Origin of the sequence: Paenarthrobacter sp. DKR-5 (assembly GCF_018531425.1) — a bacterium.
In the GTDB taxonomy this organism is placed as follows: Bacteria; Actinomycetota; Actinomycetes; order Actinomycetales; family Micrococcaceae; genus DKR-5.
The window spans coordinates 467,384-482,974 of record NZ_JAHBOI010000001.1; the positions used below are offsets into that span (position 1 = coordinate 467,384).

The 15,591-nt window shown below is 69.3% G+C and carries 19 protein-coding genes and 2 riboswitches; of the genes, 11 read left to right on the top strand and 8 right to left on the bottom strand.

Translation table 11 applies throughout. The annotated features are described in order from the left end of the window. Positions 1 to 129: 129 nt before the first annotated feature. From KIH31_RS02285 to KIH31_RS02295, 3 genes are all read left to right on the top strand, one after another. The gene (locus tag KIH31_RS02285) at positions 130 to 687 is read left to right on the top strand and encodes an NADPH-dependent FMN reductase (RefSeq protein WP_214425426.1); all 558 of its coding nucleotides are present in this window, start codon (positions 130 to 132) and stop codon (positions 685 to 687) included. Positions 688 to 773: 86 nt separating this feature from the next. Continuing rightward, positions 774 to 1,241, top strand: a complete 468-nt coding sequence (locus KIH31_RS02290; protein WP_214425427.1) for a hypothetical protein — start codon at positions 774 to 776, stop codon at positions 1,239 to 1,241. A gap of 64 nt (positions 1,242 to 1,305) precedes the next feature. Beyond that, on the top strand, positions 1,306 to 1,791 hold the full coding sequence (locus tag KIH31_RS02295) for a hemerythrin domain-containing protein (RefSeq protein ID WP_214425428.1): 486 nt from the start codon (positions 1,306 to 1,308) through the stop codon (positions 1,789 to 1,791). 72 nt (positions 1,792 to 1,863) lie between these two features. Here KIH31_RS02295 and KIH31_RS02300 read toward each other — a convergent pair whose 3' ends face one another. The 4 genes from KIH31_RS02300 to KIH31_RS02315 form a co-directional block, all read right to left on the bottom strand. Further along, complete coding sequence (locus KIH31_RS02300; protein WP_214425429.1) at positions 1,864 to 2,436, bottom strand: copper resistance CopC family protein; 573 nt, start codon at positions 2,434 to 2,436, stop codon at positions 1,864 to 1,866. A 152-nt stretch (positions 2,437 to 2,588) separates the two neighbouring features. Next, positions 2,589 to 3,209, bottom strand: a complete 621-nt coding sequence (locus KIH31_RS02305) for a hypothetical protein (protein WP_214425430.1) — start codon at positions 3,207 to 3,209, stop codon at positions 2,589 to 2,591. A gap of 79 nt (positions 3,210 to 3,288) precedes the next feature. Further along, positions 3,289 to 5,649 carry a hypothetical protein gene (locus KIH31_RS02310; RefSeq protein ID WP_214425431.1) on the bottom strand — a complete coding sequence of 787 codons (2,361 nt, stop codon included), beginning with the start codon at positions 5,647 to 5,649 and terminating at the stop codon, positions 3,289 to 3,291. A 6-nt stretch (positions 5,650 to 5,655) separates the two neighbouring features. Next, positions 5,656 to 6,327, bottom strand: a complete 672-nt coding sequence (locus tag KIH31_RS02315; RefSeq protein ID WP_214425432.1) for a peptidoglycan-binding protein — start codon at positions 6,325 to 6,327, stop codon at positions 5,656 to 5,658. 311 nt (positions 6,328 to 6,638) lie between these two features. On the opposite strand from KIH31_RS02315, the gene KIH31_RS02320 reads away from it, so the two are divergent. The 5 genes from KIH31_RS02320 to KIH31_RS02340 all read left to right on the top strand — a co-directional run bounded on the left by KIH31_RS02320 (position 6,639) and on the right by KIH31_RS02340 (position 10,295). Next, positions 6,639 to 6,875: a PLD nuclease N-terminal domain-containing protein gene (locus tag KIH31_RS02320; protein WP_214425433.1), complete on the top strand. Its 237-nt coding sequence runs from the start codon at positions 6,639 to 6,641 to the stop codon at positions 6,873 to 6,875. 119 nt (positions 6,876 to 6,994) lie between these two features. After that, positions 6,995 to 8,209 carry a cobalamin-independent methionine synthase II family protein gene (locus KIH31_RS02325; protein ID WP_214425434.1) on the top strand — a complete coding sequence of 405 codons (1,215 nt, stop codon included), beginning with the start codon at positions 6,995 to 6,997 and terminating at the stop codon, positions 8,207 to 8,209. Positions 8,210 to 8,329: 120 nt separating this feature from the next. Further along, positions 8,330 to 8,442: riboswitch (SAM riboswitch) on the top strand. Positions 8,443 to 8,527: 85 nt separating this feature from the next. Continuing rightward, positions 8,528 to 8,713, top strand: a complete 186-nt coding sequence (locus tag KIH31_RS02330; RefSeq protein WP_214425435.1) for a DUF1737 domain-containing protein — start codon at positions 8,528 to 8,530, stop codon at positions 8,711 to 8,713. Next, positions 8,710 to 9,114, top strand: a complete 405-nt coding sequence (locus KIH31_RS02335) for a rhodanese-like domain-containing protein (protein WP_214425436.1) — start codon at positions 8,710 to 8,712, stop codon at positions 9,112 to 9,114. The genes KIH31_RS02330 and KIH31_RS02335 overlap by 4 nt, the downstream gene beginning before the upstream one ends. Beyond that, positions 9,102 to 10,295: an O-succinylhomoserine sulfhydrylase gene (locus KIH31_RS02340; protein WP_214425437.1), complete on the top strand. Its 1,194-nt coding sequence runs from the start codon at positions 9,102 to 9,104 to the stop codon at positions 10,293 to 10,295. The genes KIH31_RS02335 and KIH31_RS02340 overlap by 13 nt, the downstream gene beginning before the upstream one ends. 34 nt (positions 10,296 to 10,329) lie before the next feature. On the opposite strand, the gene KIH31_RS02345 is transcribed toward KIH31_RS02340, so the two are convergent. From KIH31_RS02345 to KIH31_RS02355, 3 genes are read right to left on the bottom strand one after another with little or no spacing between them, the layout of a single operon-like run. Next, positions 10,330 to 11,145, bottom strand: a complete 816-nt coding sequence (locus KIH31_RS02345) for an energy-coupling factor transporter transmembrane protein EcfT (protein ID WP_214425438.1) — start codon at positions 11,143 to 11,145, stop codon at positions 10,330 to 10,332. Beyond that, positions 11,142 to 12,695: an ABC transporter ATP-binding protein gene (locus KIH31_RS02350; protein ID WP_214425439.1), complete on the bottom strand. Its 1,554-nt coding sequence runs from the start codon at positions 12,693 to 12,695 to the stop codon at positions 11,142 to 11,144. The genes KIH31_RS02345 and KIH31_RS02350 overlap by 4 nt, the downstream gene beginning before the upstream one ends. Further along, entirely contained in the window at positions 12,696 to 13,298 is a 603-nt protein-coding gene (locus KIH31_RS02355; RefSeq protein WP_214425440.1) for an ECF transporter S component, read from the bottom strand. A 49-nt stretch (positions 13,299 to 13,347) separates the two neighbouring features. Next, positions 13,348 to 13,504, bottom strand: a riboswitch (TPP riboswitch). 152 nt (positions 13,505 to 13,656) lie between these two features. Between KIH31_RS02355 and KIH31_RS02360 the strand changes: the two genes are divergently transcribed. Beyond that, complete coding sequence (locus tag KIH31_RS02360) at positions 13,657 to 13,917, top strand: DUF4235 domain-containing protein (protein WP_214425441.1); 261 nt, start codon at positions 13,657 to 13,659, stop codon at positions 13,915 to 13,917. On the opposite strand, the gene KIH31_RS02365 is transcribed toward KIH31_RS02360, so the two are convergent. After that, positions 13,914 to 14,147, bottom strand: a complete 234-nt coding sequence (locus tag KIH31_RS02365) for a hypothetical protein (protein WP_374224837.1) — start codon at positions 14,145 to 14,147, stop codon at positions 13,914 to 13,916. The two genes, KIH31_RS02360 and KIH31_RS02365, sit on opposite strands and share 4 nt — an antisense overlap. Positions 14,148 to 14,305: 158 nt before the next feature. On the opposite strand from KIH31_RS02365, the gene KIH31_RS02370 reads away from it, so the two are divergent. Continuing rightward, entirely contained in the window at positions 14,306 to 14,743 is a 438-nt protein-coding gene (locus tag KIH31_RS02370; RefSeq protein WP_214425442.1) for a universal stress protein, read from the top strand. Positions 14,744 to 14,816: 73 nt separating this feature from the next. Beyond that, positions 14,817 to 15,590 carry a LamB/YcsF family protein gene (locus tag KIH31_RS02375; RefSeq protein ID WP_214425443.1) on the top strand — a complete coding sequence of 258 codons (774 nt, stop codon included), beginning with the start codon at positions 14,817 to 14,819 and terminating at the stop codon, positions 15,588 to 15,590. The last annotated feature ends 1 nt before the right edge of the window (position 15,591 follow it).

Genomic DNA, 15,591 nt, shown 5'->3' on the forward strand with positions numbered 1-15,591 from the left:
GGGGCCCTTCGCTTTAAGCAGCGCGTTAACCAGCCGCGGGAAGAACGGCGGCGATCGCGCTGTTAAAGTCTATGGACGCTTAAGTTCGATGACGCGCCAATGGTTCTTCCGGCAAAGGAGGCGGAGCACATGTTGCGCATCGCCGTGATTGTCGGCAGCACCAGGCCGGGCCGGCACGGCCGGCAGGTGGCCGAGTGGGTCCTCGACCGCGCCCGCAACAGGCCGGACGCCGAGTTCGAGCTCATCGACGTCGCTTCCTTCGAACTGCCGCTGCTCGACGAGCCGCTGCCGCCGTCGCGCGGCCACTACGAGCACAAACACACGAAGGCCTGGGCGAAGGCCATCAGCGCGTACGACGGGTACGTCATCGTGACCGCCGAGTACAACCATTCCGTTCCGGGGGCCCTGAAGAACGCGCTGGACTTCCTCTACGCCGAGTGGAACAACAAGTCGGTGGGGTTCGTCAGCTACGGAAGTGCCGGCGGAACCCGGGCCGTGGAGCACCTGCGGACGATCGCCGGTGAGCTGCAAATGGCCGACGTGCGCGCCCAAGTGGCCCTTCCGATGGCGACCGAGTTTGAGCAGTACACCACCTTCACCCCCTCCCCGCGGGCCGAAGAGGCGCTCCGGCTTCTCCTCGAACAGGTCACGGCCTGGGCAGGGGCACTGCGGGTGCTACGCACCTGAGCCGTATACAGCGGCGTCGTGTACATCGGGGGCATGCGCTGACACACTGAATTCCACCCCAACTCCAGCGGACCACGGAGGGCAAGATGGACGACCAGGCCGAAGCGCGCCGCGAGCTGTCCGCGCGGATCGACGAGCAGCGGGCGTCAATCCGGGAATTCCTGCGCCGCGCCCGGCCGCGCAGAACGCGCCTGACCAACATCAGCATCATCGGCAGCTCACTCGCCGCCGCCCTCACCGTCGGACCCGCGACCGGGGGGAAGAAGTTCACCGAAGCCATCCAGGGCCTCTTCTCACTCTCCGACGACTCCGTCGTGTGGCGGCTCCTGTGCCTGGCCGCCGTCGTGCTCTCTGTCGCGGCCGCTGTGGCGACCAACCTCGCGAACTCCACCAATGTTGCCGCCCAGGTTACCGCCGCGGAGACCTGCAACGCCGAACTGGAAGGACTGCAGCTCTCCCTCTCACTCGGCCAGCTTCCGCTCGAGGACGCCATCCAGGCCTACCGGCAGTCCGTGGCCAAGGTTTCCTTCCTCGACAGCGCCGGCGTCCGCTGACCTCCCGTCCGGCGGGGACCAACGGCACTGGCGCCCGGGCGCCGGGCCCGGCCAGCATCGAGGAATGGAGACTGACCCTGCCAAGGACACCGCCGCGGAAGCAGTGGCGCTGGCCACCGTAGAGCACCACCACGCCGGAATGCTGACGCGGCTTCATTCCCTGACCGGTGCCCTTGTCCGCGCCGTGACCGAGCACGACCAGTCCGCGGAACACGACGCCCACGCGGTGCTGGTGGAGTGGTGCGAAGACGACCTTCTTCCGCATGCCCTCGCCGAGGAGTCCTCGCTGTACCGGCCCGCTCAGCAGAAGGCGGAAGCGCGGTTGCTGGTGGAAGGGATGCTGAGGGAGCACCAGGCGATCGCGGACCTGCTCGAGGAACTGCGAGGGTCCGAGGGAGTGCGCGCTGCCGCCGCGGCGTCGACCCTTGAACGCATCTTTGCCCTGCATCTGGAGAAGGAAAACCGGCTGCTGCTGCCCTTCATTGCCGGCGCACCGGACCTCTCGCTCGCCGCCGCCGTCGAGGGCCTGCACGAGCTCACCGGGGAGTAGCCCTTGCCGAACGGCCGCTAACGGCGGCCTTTCGCGCCCTGAAGCCGCCGTTGGCGGCCGTTCGGCCGGGGACTACGCGCCGCGTTTGAGTTGCCGGCGGGCAAACAGGGCGAGGGCGGCCACCAGCAGCACGACGACGACGGCGCCGGCGATGATGCCCCAGGGGACGCCCTGCCCGTGCGGTTGGGCCGGAGCGGCTGCAGCAGGCGGGGACGAGACCGGCGCCGCGGCTGCCGCCGTCTTTCCGGAGGAGGCCTTCGCGGTGAAGGTGAAAGTGCCGTCGATCGGGTGCGAGTCGGAGGAGACAACGCGCCAAACCACGGTGTACTTGCCGGCCGGTGCGCCCGGCTTCAGCGGCTGGGACGCGACCTTGTCCGCCACCTTGACGGCGCCGTCGGCCCAGTTGGTGCCGCTGCTGTCGGTGACTTTCACCTCGGAGCCGATGGCCAGCGGAGTCTCCTCGAAGGTGAGGTCGACGTGCCCGGGCACGGTGGCGACTGTTGACCCGTCCGCAGGGCTGGTGCCCTCGACCGTGTCGTGGGCCTGGGCAGCAGCACCGGGCAGCAGCAGCGCCGCGAGCAGCCCGAGGACGCTGAGGACGCGCGGCAGCGCGGAGGAGGGTCGGCGGATGGCGGGAGTCTTCATGGTGAACCTTTCGGGTGCGCCGGCCCCGGACGTGTTCGGTCGACGGTGCGGGCGCTGGGTTTGTGGGTGCGCGGCTCCGGCACCCGGCAACAGCCTTGCTCTCACAAGGGACATTCGGGCGCGGCGGCAGCGCGGATGGGTGGGGCAGGCGCTCAGACGGCGACGGCGGCGGGTGGTCCGCGCCGTGCGGGAAGGCGCAGGGATCGCCAGGGCTGGGCGGTGAACCCCGCGCCGGGTGTGGCCGTCGGCCGGGGAACACCGGGCACCAGGAGGGCGCGGAACAGCTGCGCCAAGGGACGCAGCCACGCGGCCAGTGCCCACAATGCTGCCTCTCCCCTGGTCAGGAGCAGCGCGGTGATCAAGGTGGCGGCAGCGTGCAAAGCCAGCATGGCGAACCCGCTTCCCGCGGCGGGGTGTTCCAGGGCGCCGGGGGACGCCAGGTCCATGCCCGGCATGGAACCGGAAACGGGCATCGCCGTGTGCAGGTGGCCTCCGGCGGAGGGCGTGAAGCTCCTGGCCGAGGATAGCCGGTCCAGGCCCGCGTGGAGTGCGAACTGGCTGGCGCCGAGCAGGCACACCATCACGGCCGGACCCAGTTTGGCCCGGGTCAGGATGATCACCGGGAAGGCTGTCAGGGCGAGCATGGCGGCGACGACGGGAAGCGCAGGAAGTGCTCCGCCGGCAAGCATGTGGGCGCCCGCGGCCAGCAGGAACATCGGGACGGCGACGGCGGCGGTGCGGAGCAGGCGGAAGGGGCTCCGCTGGTGCTGCACGGCTCCTCCGACCTCTCGATGGTTCTGCCGTCTACCTTAAGGAGAAACCGCCGCCGGGCCAAACGGCAGCGGTTTCTCCTTATCCCCCAGCCGGGGTTGCCGTGCCCACGGGCGTTGCCGGCGCCGTGGGTTCAGCCGGGACCGGCGTGGCGGGCGCTGTCGCCTGTTCAGCAGGAGCCTGCTCGGTTGCCGGCATTCCGGCCGCCGGGGTTCCGGGCGCGGGGGTGCCGTCGGCAGGCGCGGCGGAGCCCGCTGGGGCGGAAGTGGCACCGGCAGGCTCTGTTGACGTCCCTGGTGACGGTACCGCCGTCGATGCTGCCGGATGCGCCGAGGGATCGTGCTCGATGATCTGCAGTATCTGCGCTTTGAAGGCGCTCAGCCGGGCTTGAATGTCCGACAGCGGGACGTTTTGAATGTTCGCGCCGAACGCCCGGATTTCGTTCCACAGCTTGGTGAGCTGCTCAGTACCGGCCGGGCTGAGCGGGCCGTCCAGGGTGAGGACCAGCTGGCTGGCGAGGGCGTAGGTCAGGCAACTGGCGCAGTTGTAGTTCGCCGCCGCGGAAAGGTTCTGCGGCACGACGACGTCGGCCTGCCCGGCTATCAGAATCACTTGGAAGCCGACGGCGACGGCACCACAATCCTTGCAGCTGGCAAAGGCGTAGGCCTCGTTGGTGTTCAGGGCTGATCCGTCCTCCACCCAGACGAGGGCCAGGGCGACGTCGTACACGATGGAACCGTCTTTCGTGTTGACGGCCAGCGCCTGGTTGTCACCCGCACCCGGAGGCAGGGGCTTGTCGAACGGGAACACCCAGGCCGGTGCGTGGGCCCCGGACGTCACTCCGTCACGCGTCCGCGTACCCCGGGGAGCCAGGACCATCGCCAGCTCAGGCTTGTCCGCCGTGGGGTGCGCGCTGCCCTGCGGCCACACGGCGGCGACACGGCCCTGCCGGCCCTCCTGCAGACCGCTCGAGAGCGGAGCGACAGAGCCCACGGCATCGATAATGGTGCCGCGCTCATAGGACTGGATGGGACGGTATTTGTCCCCGTTCGGCCATAGCATCGCAGCCAGGACCGCAATGACGGCCACGGCGGCGACGACGGCGGAAGCGCGCCGCAGCGGGCGCCCCTCGGTCCTTCGCCAGAGAGCCGCGGCCCCCTGGCGGATCATCCGGAACAGAATCAGCGCGGTTCCAAGGATGGGCAACGCCGCCGCCAGGATCAGCAGGGCACCGGCCGCGCCCCCGGCCAAGTCCCCATGGGTCCAGCTCTCCGCGACGGCCGCTTCCCGTCGGCCTATGCTCACCCAAGCCGTCGCGATCACCCGCGGAAGAGTCAGGACCATCATCACAAAACTGCAAAGAAGCATCGGCACGACGATCAGGACCCACAGGCTCACAACCGCCCGCGCCCACGGCTTGAGGATCTTTGCGTCGGCCGACCCCCACCTCCACGGCAGCAGCCCGAGCAGGGTCGGCTTGATGCGCTGGAACAGATCAGGAACCCCTGTGACATCAGCCAGAACGTGGTAGCCGTCGAACCGCACCAGCGGAGTAAGCTGCCGGAGCATCTGCAGGATCTGGGTCAGGACCACCAGCAACAGTGCGTCCCAACCCGTCGCCAGCCACGCCCCGGCGATCACCACGGTCAGCAGCGCGTTGAAGTAGAGGCCGCCCAGGTCGGTCCGGACCCGGCCCGCACGCCCGAGGCGGTATGAGTCGGTGACGTCTGTGTAGAACGCGGGCCAGAACAGATAGAGGCCCGCTCCCATCACCCCGGGTGTCGCTCCGCCGTAGCGCGCAGCCGCCGCGTGGCCGAACTCGTGGAAACCGGCTGACAGCACGGTCACTGCCACCACCAGCAGTAGCAGGACCGGATTCGCAAAGGCGTCGTGCGTCGCCGATGCCAAACCCTTCTGCGTCAGCACCCACCAGCACACCAGCGCGAAGACCGCGAGTACGGTCACTACGACAACGGGGTGAAAGAGGCGCGCGAAGGGGTCGGTCAGACGGCGAGTCTTCGCGGCATCGGTCACCGCATATTTGAAACGCAGGCTGAGCAGAGGGCTGGACCTCTTGACCTCCGGCTGCGAGCCGTCGGCGAGTTCCAACAGTCCCAGCGGCCTGAGCTGGGCGTCAATCAGGGACGCGACATTCCCGGCGGTAATCAACCTTCCGAAGCGCGCACTGGCTCGTTCGGCAATCCGCGCTTCGGTGCTCTGCCCGTCGATCTCGGACAGCACAGCATAGAGCAGCCGGGTGAGCTGGAGCGTCTGCCCGTCCGCTCTGCGGACCAAGGCCGGCGGCTCGCGGTATCCGGAGCCCTTCATCTCGCCGATCAACTCGACGCCCTCCGCCCGGGCCGGCAGCAGGCCCTGCGCGGCCGGTTCCCGCGGCGCCGTCAAACCGGCGGAGTCCGACGCGCCGCCGGGAATGACCGTCATCGCCGGTTAGTTCTGCTGCAGGTTGGACTGCTGGTTCGACGCCGCGCTCGCTGCGCCGTCGATGTGCTGGCTGATGACCGCGTCCTGCTGCGACACGGCGACCGCGTTGCTGTCGATCGAGCCGATATTGGCCGCGACGCTGGCGTCGATCGGTGCGGCAACATTCGCGTTGGCCGCAACCGCGCCGTTGATTGGCGCAGCAATGCCGGCGTTCGCATCCACGTTCACGTCCACGTTGAGCAGATTGCCGTTCACCGCAGCTGTCGGGTCGGTGGTCGCCGTGCCCGACGTCGGGTCGGTGGTCGCCCCTGCCGTAGGGTCGGTGGTCGCCCCTGCCGTAGGGTCCGTTCCCGCCCCCTGCCCCACGGTGCTGTCCTGCACCGAGTTGGCGGTGGCGTCGGCGTTGATGCCCTGGTCGATGAGCACCCCTTGGTCGGCCATGCCGGCAGCTGCAGAGCCGGCGGAAAGCACGTTGGCGGACGCACTCGCGTCAATGGGAGCGGCCACATTGGCGTTCGCTGCAACTGCCAGGTCGATGGGTGCTGCCGCATCAATGCCCAGATTCAGGTCAGCGTTCAGGTCCAGGATCGAGGCCACTTCCTTGTCCGGCAAAGCGGTCACCCCCTCGGCGGCCAGTTCCTCGTCAGTCAAGGGGGTAAGTTCCTGATCGTTGCTCACGACGTAGCTCCATTTCAGGGCGGAGAGTCAACTCACGCCCGCTCGGGTACCAATGACAAACACTGAACCCCGGACAGCAGCCGTTCCGGCCCGGGTACTACACGAAAGGTGATGCCGGGGCCCCGCAACTGGAACTTGCGACAAGAAAGAGCTCACCCCAGACATCTCGCTCCCGCTAAATAGTAAGGGTACTGTGCGATTTTGCGCGACCCCCGCTCTTCACGTGTGAAGAGCGGGACCTATGACGCTGGCCCGGGAGCCGCCGCAGCGGGAAAATCGGGTATCCATCAGGAAAGAGGAGGCGTCGGACCATGCGCAGGAAACGGATCGCACAGCGGAGGAAATCATGGAAGGACCTCAGCGGACAGCAGCGCAGGACCGTGGTGCTCGCCGGCACCCTTCAGCTCTCGCTGCTTGTGGCGGCGTTACGGGACATCGCCCGGCGTCCCGCGGAGCAGATCCGTGGACCCAAACCTGCCTGGGCAGCCGCCTGCTTCGTCAATTTCGCCGGGCCGATTGCCTATTTCCTGTTCGGCCGGCGCCGCTAAGCATGCGCCGCTGACCATCGCGCCGAAGCACCTACTCCACCGGACGCCGCATCGCCTCCGGCATCCACATGGCGGACGCGACAGGGCCGCCGCTGCCGTGGATGGGTAAGACTAAGCCCATGTTCAAAAGCACTGACTTCATCCGCACCACCCACGCCGGGTCCCTGCCCCGCACCCCCGAGCTGCTGGCGGCAAACGCCGCACAGGCGGAGAACCCGGAGGATTCGGACGCCTTCAACAAGCTGCTGACCGCCTCCGTGGTCGACATCGTCCGGAAGCAGGTCGACGTCGGGCTTTCCACGCCGAACGACGGCGAATACGGGCACACCATGTCCAACTCGGTGGACTACGGCGCCTGGTGGAACTACTCCTTCTCGCGGATGAGCGGGCTCACCCCCGGCGGCACCGACCGCTGGCAGCAGACGGAGCAGCGGCGCTCCTCGCCCGGGAACGTGGTGCTGACGACCTTCACCGACCGGCGTGACCGGCAGCGGTTCCGCGAGGCCTACAACGATCCGACGTCGGGCATCCTCACCGGCCGCAAGCCCGGTTCCCAGCCCACTGTCACCGGCCCGGTCACCTACACCGGCCAGCAAGCGGTGCAGCGCGACATCGCGAACCTCAAGGAGGCCTTGGCGGCCACCGGTGCCACCGAGGGCTTCCTGCCCTCCCTCTCCCCCGGGTCCGCGTCCCGCATTTCCAACGAGTACTACGGATCGGACGAAGAGTTCATCTACGCCTGCGCGGACGCCATGCGCGAGGAATACAAGGCGATCACCGACGCCGGCCTCGTCGTGCAGATCGACGATCCGTCCATCGCCGAGAACTGGGACATGATCAACCCCGAACCCACGGTTGAGGACTACCTGAAGTTCACCCAGCTGCGGGTCGAGGCGCTGAACTACGCGCTGCGCGGACTGCCGCAGGAGCAGATCCGGTTCCACCTGTGCTGGGGCAGCTGGCACGGGCCCCACACCACCGACCTGCCCTTTGCCGACCTCGCGCAGACCATGCTCTCGATCAATGCCGGCGCCTACTCCTTCGAGGCCGGGAACGTCCGGCACGAGCACGAGTGGAAGGTCTGGCGCGATTTGGACCTGCCGGAGGACAAACTGATCCTGCCGGGTGTGGTCAGCCACGCGACCAACGTCGTCGAGCACCCGGAACTGGTGGCGGACCGGATCGAGCGGTTCGCCCAGATCGTCGGCCGCGAACGAGTGGTGGCGTCCACGGACTGCGGCCTGGGCGGCCGGATCCACCCGCAGATCGCCTGGGCCAAGCTCGAAGCGCTGACCGAGGGGGCACGCCTGGCGTCCGAGCGGCTCTGGAAGTAGGCCCGAGGGTGTGCCGGCCCGGGCCGGCACACCCTCTTCCCGCGGTTACGCATTCCCGCGGTTACGCAACATTTCCGGCCCCCGCCGGAGGGCCCGGAACCCTGTGCTACGTTGGCAGGGAGTAATGAGTACCAGCACCAAGCCCTGACTTGCTGGTCGGCAACCCTCCGGTCCGGCGGGGTGCCTCAGGTGAATACTCGGCATAACGTTTCGACGGATTGCAAGCGTGAACCACCCGGCCCCGGCCGACGTTCCCCGGGGGACGGACGAGCCCCGAGGCCTTCCCGCTTGGTTCCGGCATGGACTGAGGAGCCCGCTTTGGCTGAAGACACCAGCAAACTCCGGTACCGCCTGCTGACGGGCCCGGACGACCGAACTTTCTGTGAGCGCATCAGCGCTGCCCTCGACGAAGGCTACGAGCTGCACGGCAGTCCCTCCGTCACTTTCAACGGGGAGCGCGTCATCGCAGCCCAGGCCCTCGTGCTCAAGGGGACGGGCGAATGAGCTACGTCGAGGATCTGACCCCGCAGCAGGCGTGGCAGAAGCTCGCTGACGGCGCCCTGCTGGTGGACGTCCGCAGCGTTTCCGAGTGGAAGCACATCGGTGTGCCGGACACCAGTGCGCTGGGCCGAAAGCCGCTCTTCGTGCAGTGGAACCTCAACGGCGGCGTGCCCAACAACGCGTTCCTGGACCAGCTCAAGGATGCGCTGGGCGAGGAGGACCGCGGCCGCGATCTGGTGTTCCTGTGCCGGTCCGGAGCCCGTTCGGCGGCGGCGGCGCAGGCTGCCGCGGCTGCCGGGTACACCGCCTACAACGTGCTGGAGGGCTTCGAGGGCGACGCCGACGAATACGGCGTGCGCAACGTCGCCGGATGGAAGGTCAGGGGATTGGCATGGACGAAGTGACCCGCGAAGACGGTGCCTGGGGGGCAGCCACGCAGGCGGTCCGCGGCGGCCTGGACCGCACCAACTTCCATGAGACCTCCGAGGCCCTGTTCCTCACCTCCGGGTTCGTCTACGAGTCCGCCGAGGCGGCCGAGGCGGCGTTCACCGGTAAGTCGGAACGTTTCGTCTACTCCCGCTACGGCAACCCGACCGTCGCGGCGTTCCAGGAACGTCTGCGCCTGCTCGAAGGCACCGAGGCCTGCTTCGCGACGGCCAGCGGCATGTCCGCCGTGTTCACCGCCCTCGGCGCCCTGCTGGGGGCCGGAGACCGGGTCGTGGCCGCCCGGTCCCTGTTCGGTTCCTGCTTCGTGATCCTGAACGAGATCCTCCCCCGCTGGGGCGTGGAGACCGTGTTCGTCGACGGACCCGACCTGGACCAGTGGCGCGAAGCGCTGGCGACGCCGGCAACGGCCGTCTTCTTCGAAACGCCGTCCAACCCGATGCAGGAAATCGTGGACATCCAGGCAGTTGCGGACCTCGCGCACGCCGCGGGGGCCACCGTCGTCGTCGACAATGTCTTCGCCACTCCGCTGCTGCAGCGCTGCGGGGATTTCGGCGCGGACGTCATCGTCTACTCCGGGACCAAGCACATCGACGGCCAAGGCCGCGTGCTGGGCGGCGCGATCCTGGGCACGAAGGAATTCATCGAAGGCCCGGTCAAGACGCTCATGCGGCACACGGGGCCTGCCTTGAGCGCCTTCAACGCCTGGGTGCTGCTCAAGGGGCTCGAAACGCTCTCGCTGCGGGTCAACGCCTCCTGCGGCTCGGCACTGAGCCTTGCGGAGTTCCTTGAGCAGCAGCCCGGGATCAACTGGGTCAAGTATCCGCTGCTGCCCTCCCACCCGCAGTACGAGCTGGCCAGCCGGCAGATGAAGGCCGGCGGGACCGTGCTGACATTCGAAGTCGCCGGCGGCAAGGAAGCGGCTTTCAAGCTGCTCAACGGCCTGCGCGTGATCGACATTTCCAACAACCTGGGCGATTCCAAGAGCCTGATCACGCACCCTGCCACCACCACGCATCGCGCCATGGGCGAGGAGGGCCGGGCTGCGATCGGCCTGTCCGACGGCGTCCTTCGGCTTTCCGTGGGCCTGGAGGATCTGGCAGACCTCACCGGGGACCTCGCCAAAGCCCTCGCCGGCTGACGGCCGCGGGCCCGGGTTTCAGTCCGGAGACGCCCTAGACGAAGACGAAGTTCCAGGTGCCGGCGGCAACGGCGGCCGCGACAGCGAGCGCGGCGATCGCCGTGCCGCCGGCCAGGACCCACAGGTCCCGCCTGGTGAAGACCGATTCCCGCGCCCATGTGCGGGGGGCAGCCTTGCCGTCGACGACGCCGCCGAAGCCTCGCGCCTCCATCGCCACCGCCAGCCGGGTGGCCCGCCGGATGGCCTGCACCATCAGGCCGAAGGCCTGGCCGGCGAAGGACTTCAACCGGGCCACCGGGTTGTTCCCGGCACCCACCCCGCGGGCCCGGCGGGCCAGGCCCAGGACGCGCCACTCGTCCACCAGCAGGCCCGCCAGCCTCATCCCGGCCAGGGCGCCAAGCACGAACCGGTGCGGCAGCCGCAGTTTCTGGGCGAGCCCGTCGGCGAGGTCGGTCGGATCGGTGGAGAGCAGCAGGAACACCCCGGGCAGGGCGATGGCCAGGCCGCGCAGCCCGATTGCCGCCCCGGACGCTACCGATCCGGCGGTGAAGATGACCGGACCGAGAGCGAGCAGCACCGCCCCGGTCTTCGGTGCCAGCAGCGCCGTCCCGTAGGCGGCCACTGCGGCGGCCACCACCAGGGGCCAGATGCGCTTGAGCAGCTGGAGCGGCCCCACCGCCAGCAGCGGCAGCAGGCACAGTTCGCAGGCCAGTGCTACGGACGCCGACACCCAGTCGACGCTAAGCAGCAGGGCCACGGTCAGCACGAGGGCGGCGAGCAGCTTCGACACCGGGTTCGCCCGTGCCAGCACGGAGTCCGCGATGGAAGGACCAAGGATGTCGACGCTCACCGGTCCGCTCCTGCCAGGGCCGCCTGGCCGCCATCGATGCGGATCACGGAATCGCTGAGCACGGCCGTGTAGTCCTCGTCGTGGGTCACGGACACCACTGTCCGTCCTTCCATGACCAGCCCGTCGAGCAGGTCCACCAACTCCGCCCAGGTATGCGCGTCCTGGCCGAAGGTTGGTTCGTCGAGCATCAGGATGTCCGGGCCGGTGGCGAGCATGGTGGCCACCGAGAGCCTGCGCTTCTCGCCGCCGGACAGCGTGAACGGGTTGGCTTGGAGCAGGTGACCAAGCCGCAGCCGGACAATCAGCTCCTCCACCTTCGCCCGCGCGTCGGCGGCCGACAGCCCGGCGACACGGCGCGGGCCGAATTCGAGCTCGTCGATCACCCGCGCGGTCAGGAACTGGTGTTCGGGTTCCTGGAACACGGACCCGATCCGTGTCACCAGCTCGGCGGAGCGCCAGCGGTGCGGCGCAGGTCCTGCCCCGCGGTCCAGCGGAGCGAGCGCCTCGAGCCTGCCGCGGGACGGCGGCAGCAGTCCGGCAAGGGTCAGGGCCAGCGTCGACTTGCCGGCGCCGTTGGGACCCACGATGCTCAGTGCCTGTCCGCGGCGGAGCTGCAGCGACACGTCCTGCACGACCGCAGCACCGCGGCGCAGACGCGCCACGGTCAGCTGCTCCGCCTCGAGCAAGGCTTCCCCGTGCGCCGCCGGCCCGGCGGAAGGCACCGGGGACAGCACGGCGCCGCTCCGGCGCTGCTCAGCTCGCGTCGCCGGCCGCACGCCGGGGACCCAGATGCCCGCACGTGCCAGTTCGTCCCGGGACGCGGCACGGCCGAGCACCTGCTGCGGAGTGCCGTCGGCCAGGATCCCGCCCCCGGCCGCCAGAACGACCACCCGGTCCACCACGTCCGCCCAGACCGCCACCCGGTGCTCGACGACGACGAGGGTGGCGCCGGTCCGGTCCACGACGCGCCGGACGGCGTCGCGCACCTCGGTGACACCATCCGGATCGAGGTTCGCCGTCGGCTCGTCCAGCAGGAGGAGCCCCGGTTCCATGGCCAGCGCCCCGGCCAGGGCCAGCCGTTGCTTCTGGCCGCCCGAAAGGGCGCTTGTGGAGTGGTCCAGCGGCAGGTCCAGCCCGACGTCGCCCAGCGCCGAGCGCACCCGCGGCCAGATCTGTTCCCGCGGCACCGCGAGGTTCTCCGCGCCGAAGGCCACTTCGTCCCCGACGCGGGCGAGGACCGTCTGGCTGTCGGGGTCCTGCAGGACCAGGCCGGCCCTGCCGCGCACACCGGAGGCCGGGGCGCCGTCGAGGGTCAGGGACCCGCGCTCCTCCCCCTCCTCGGCCGCACCGAGGACCCCCGCCAGGGCGTGCAGCAGCGTCGACTTTCCCGCCCCGGAGGCGCCCAGCAGCAGGACCCGCTCACCAGGGGCGATGTCCAGGTCGAGTCCGCTGACGGCAAAGGCCTTCCGTCCGGCATGCCGCCAGCCCCACCCGCGCGCGCGGATGGCGGCCGGCCGTCCCGGCGCCGGCGGGGCTGGGCGGGAGGTCACTTAGACGTCGGCGCTGCGGCCGGCGGCGAAGGCCGAGAGCGCGCCGGTCCGGGCGAGTCCGCGCACCGCGAGCCACGACAGCAGGCCAGCGATGATGACGCCCGAGACGGCGGCGAAAATGACGTACAGCAGCTGCCAGCCGAACTCCCACTCCACGAAGTAGAGCAGGACCTCGCTGACGCCGAGCGCGAGCCCCGACCCCAGGCCGGCCAGCAGCGCGACCGGCAGGGACCACCGGCGGTAGCGGAAGATTGCGAAGACGACCTCCGCACCGAGGCCCTGGACGAGCCCCGAGAGCAGCACCGCCACACCGAACTGGGACCCCAGCAGGGCCTCCACGACGGCGGCGAGGATCTCGCAGAAGATGGCGGCTCCCGGCTTGCGGATGATCAGGGCGCCGAGGACGCCGGCGATCAGCCAGCCGCCGGAATACAGCCCGCTCAGCGGCGGGAAGGCGGCCGTGACGGCTTCGACGCCGACGTAAATCTGGTCCCAGATCCAGAAGATGACGCCGACCGCGACCGCGACGACGGCGGCCACGACGATGTCCACCACGCGCCACTGGTAGGTGGGCTTCTTGGGAGCTGCTTCCTGGGCAGTCATTGGATTCCTCCTGAGCTACAGGAGGGGAGAGTTCCGCGCGGTGCGCGGCAGCTCTGAGAACTCGACTCCCTTCGCCGGTACTAGCCGGAGCAGGTTCGAGGGTCTGCGGTGGGCCGCACTCTCAGCGCCCAGTGTCTTTCCGGCCGTGACGGTCCTGGCGGATCCGTTCGGCCGGGCGGTGACCCGGCGCTCCCCTGTCGTTGATGCGCTGATTTTTCAGCACGCTCAGTCTATACCGGGCAGGTCAGCGCCGGGAGGGCCCGCAGCGCACGGACGTGGCTGAACCCTCACCCGCGCCGGCCGGCCTCTGGGTTACGCTGGAACCCGGATTGTAAGCCGGCTGAGGAACGGAGCAACAATGAACCTGCTGTTTAAGCTGCTGAGCACGGGGCTCACCATTGGCGCCGGTATTGCCGCCAACAAGGTGCTCGACGCCGCATGGGAGCGGGGCACGGGCAAGCGTCCGCCGAAGGACCTGGACGACCCCGAGAACAGCCTGCGCGCAGCACTGACGTTCGCGGTCGTGTCCGCCGCCGTCGCCGCCGTCATCCACGTCCTGGCCGGCCGGGGCGCCTCGCACGCCGCCGCCCGGTTCAAGAAGAACCGCGACGAGGTTTAACTGTCCCGGCCGTCGGCGTCGCGCCCCGCGCGCGCCCCGGCCTCGGACCGTGCTGCAGCTTCAACGACCTGGTCCAGGTCGTCGGCCGTAAGCAGGTCCTTGCGCAGCCGCTTCGTCCGGTAACCGGCGCGGCCGACCATGTGGGCGGACACCGGCACGGTGCCGAACCAGCGGAACAGGAAGGGCGCCCCTAGCGCCACCATGAAGTGGATGGTGAGCACTATCAGCACGATGGTCTCCGCACGCTTGGCCAAAGATGGTCAGGGGCTAGGAACACATTCCAGTAAAGGCATAGACGGCGGACCGGCCCGGTGACCTTCGGCCCTGCCGCGCTCTCCGGGGTGCGGGCGATGCTGAGGACGAAAACCCAGCACGGAGGAGCCCGGCCATGGACGAGCCAGCAGCGGCAGCCCGCGTCGTCGTCGGCGTCGACGGTTCCGCCGCGTCCGTGCAGGCGCTGCGGCTCGCCAGCCGGCTGGCGCCGGCGCTCGAGACGACGATCGAAGCCGTCGCCTGCTGGGATTCACCGCGTCCCCTCCCCCTCGGCCGCCTAGAGGAGGAGATGGAGCGCGTGCTCGGGGAGGCAGTGGAGCGCGCATTCGGCAGCAGTCCGCCCGCGGCCCTGACCTCTTCGGTGGTGCGCGGGCATCCCGCGGAGGTCCTGCTGGAGAAGGCCCGCGGCGCCCGCCTGCTCATCCTGGGCCGGCGCGGCCAGGGCGGCTTCCGCGGGCTACTGCTCGGGTCGGTCAGCTCGGCCTGCGTCGAGCACGCGGCCTGCCCCGTGCTGGTGGTGCATGACCAGCCGACGGAGCCGGCCGCGAAGTAATCAGCCATGATTGTTGAACAATCTCTGGAAATGCGTCATGCTGGATCCAAGTCCGTACGAGACGAGGATCACAATGAGTTCTACAACCAGCCACGGCATCGACCTTAACAGCGACGTAGGCGAGTCCTACGGCCGCTGGACCTTGGGCGACGACGCCGCGATGTTCTCCTCCGTTTCCAGCGCCAACGTCGCCTGCGGGTTCCACGCCGGGGATCCGGGAACGCTCCGGCGCACGGTGAGCGCCGCGAAGGCCGCCGGCGTGACCGTCGGAGCGCATGTGGGCTACCGCGACCTGGCCGGATTCGGCCGCCGCTTCATCGACATGGACCCGGTGGAACTGGCCGACGACGTCGTCTACCAGCTCGGTGCGCTCGCTGCGATCGCTGCCGTCCAGGGCGAAGCCATCCGCTATGTGAAGCCGCACGGCGGTCTCTACAACGCCATCGTGCACCATGAGGCGCAGGCCCGCGCCGTCGTCGACGCGATCCGGGCGTTCGATGCATCCCTGCCCCTGCTCGTGCTTCCCGACTCGGTGGTCGAGCGGCAGGCGGAGGCAGCCGGGCTGCGCACTGTTCCCGAGGCGTTTGCCGACCGCGCCTACAACCCGGACGGCACCCTGGTCTCGCGCAGTGTCGCAGGCGCCGTGCTGCACGATCCGACGCAGGTGGCCGAACACGTGCTGCGGATGGCCACCGACGGCAGGATCAGGGCCGTGGACGGGAGCATCATCCCGGTGCGGGCGGAGAGCATCTGCGTGCACGGCGACTCGCCGGGCGCCGTCGCCATGGCCGGCAGCGTCCGCGAAGCGCTGCTCGATGCCGGCCTGACCATCCGCAGCTTCGTCTAGC

Coding starts and splice junctions, on each gene's coding strand:
- KIH31_RS02285 (WP_214425426.1), top strand. CDS start 130: ATGTTGCGCATCGCCGTGATTGTCGGCAGCACCAGGCCGGGCCGGCAC.
- KIH31_RS02340 (WP_214425437.1), top strand. CDS start 9,102: ATGGACGAAGTGACCCGCGAAGACGGTGCCTGGGGGGCAGCCACGCAG.
- KIH31_RS02360 (WP_214425441.1), top strand. CDS start 13,657: ATGAACCTGCTGTTTAAGCTGCTGAGCACGGGGCTCACCATTGGCGCC.
- KIH31_RS02320 (WP_214425433.1), top strand. CDS start 6,639: ATGCGCAGGAAACGGATCGCACAGCGGAGGAAATCATGGAAGGACCTC.
- KIH31_RS02295 (WP_214425428.1), top strand. CDS start 1,306: ATGGAGACTGACCCTGCCAAGGACACCGCCGCGGAAGCAGTGGCGCTG.
- KIH31_RS02290 (WP_214425427.1), top strand. CDS start 774: ATGGACGACCAGGCCGAAGCGCGCCGCGAGCTGTCCGCGCGGATCGAC.
- KIH31_RS02325 (WP_214425434.1), top strand. CDS start 6,995: ATGTTCAAAAGCACTGACTTCATCCGCACCACCCACGCCGGGTCCCTG.
- KIH31_RS02310 (WP_214425431.1), bottom strand. CDS start 5,649: ATGACGGTCATTCCCGGCGGCGCGTCGGACTCCGCCGGTTTGACGGCG.
- KIH31_RS02375 (WP_214425443.1), top strand. CDS start 14,817: ATGAGTTCTACAACCAGCCACGGCATCGACCTTAACAGCGACGTAGGC.
- KIH31_RS02335 (WP_214425436.1), top strand. CDS start 8,710: ATGAGCTACGTCGAGGATCTGACCCCGCAGCAGGCGTGGCAGAAGCTC.
- KIH31_RS02300 (WP_214425429.1), bottom strand. CDS start 2,436: ATGAAGACTCCCGCCATCCGCCGACCCTCCTCCGCGCTGCCGCGCGTC.
- KIH31_RS02370 (WP_214425442.1), top strand. CDS start 14,306: ATGGACGAGCCAGCAGCGGCAGCCCGCGTCGTCGTCGGCGTCGACGGT.
- KIH31_RS02355 (WP_214425440.1), bottom strand. CDS start 13,298: ATGACTGCCCAGGAAGCAGCTCCCAAGAAGCCCACCTACCAGTGGCGC.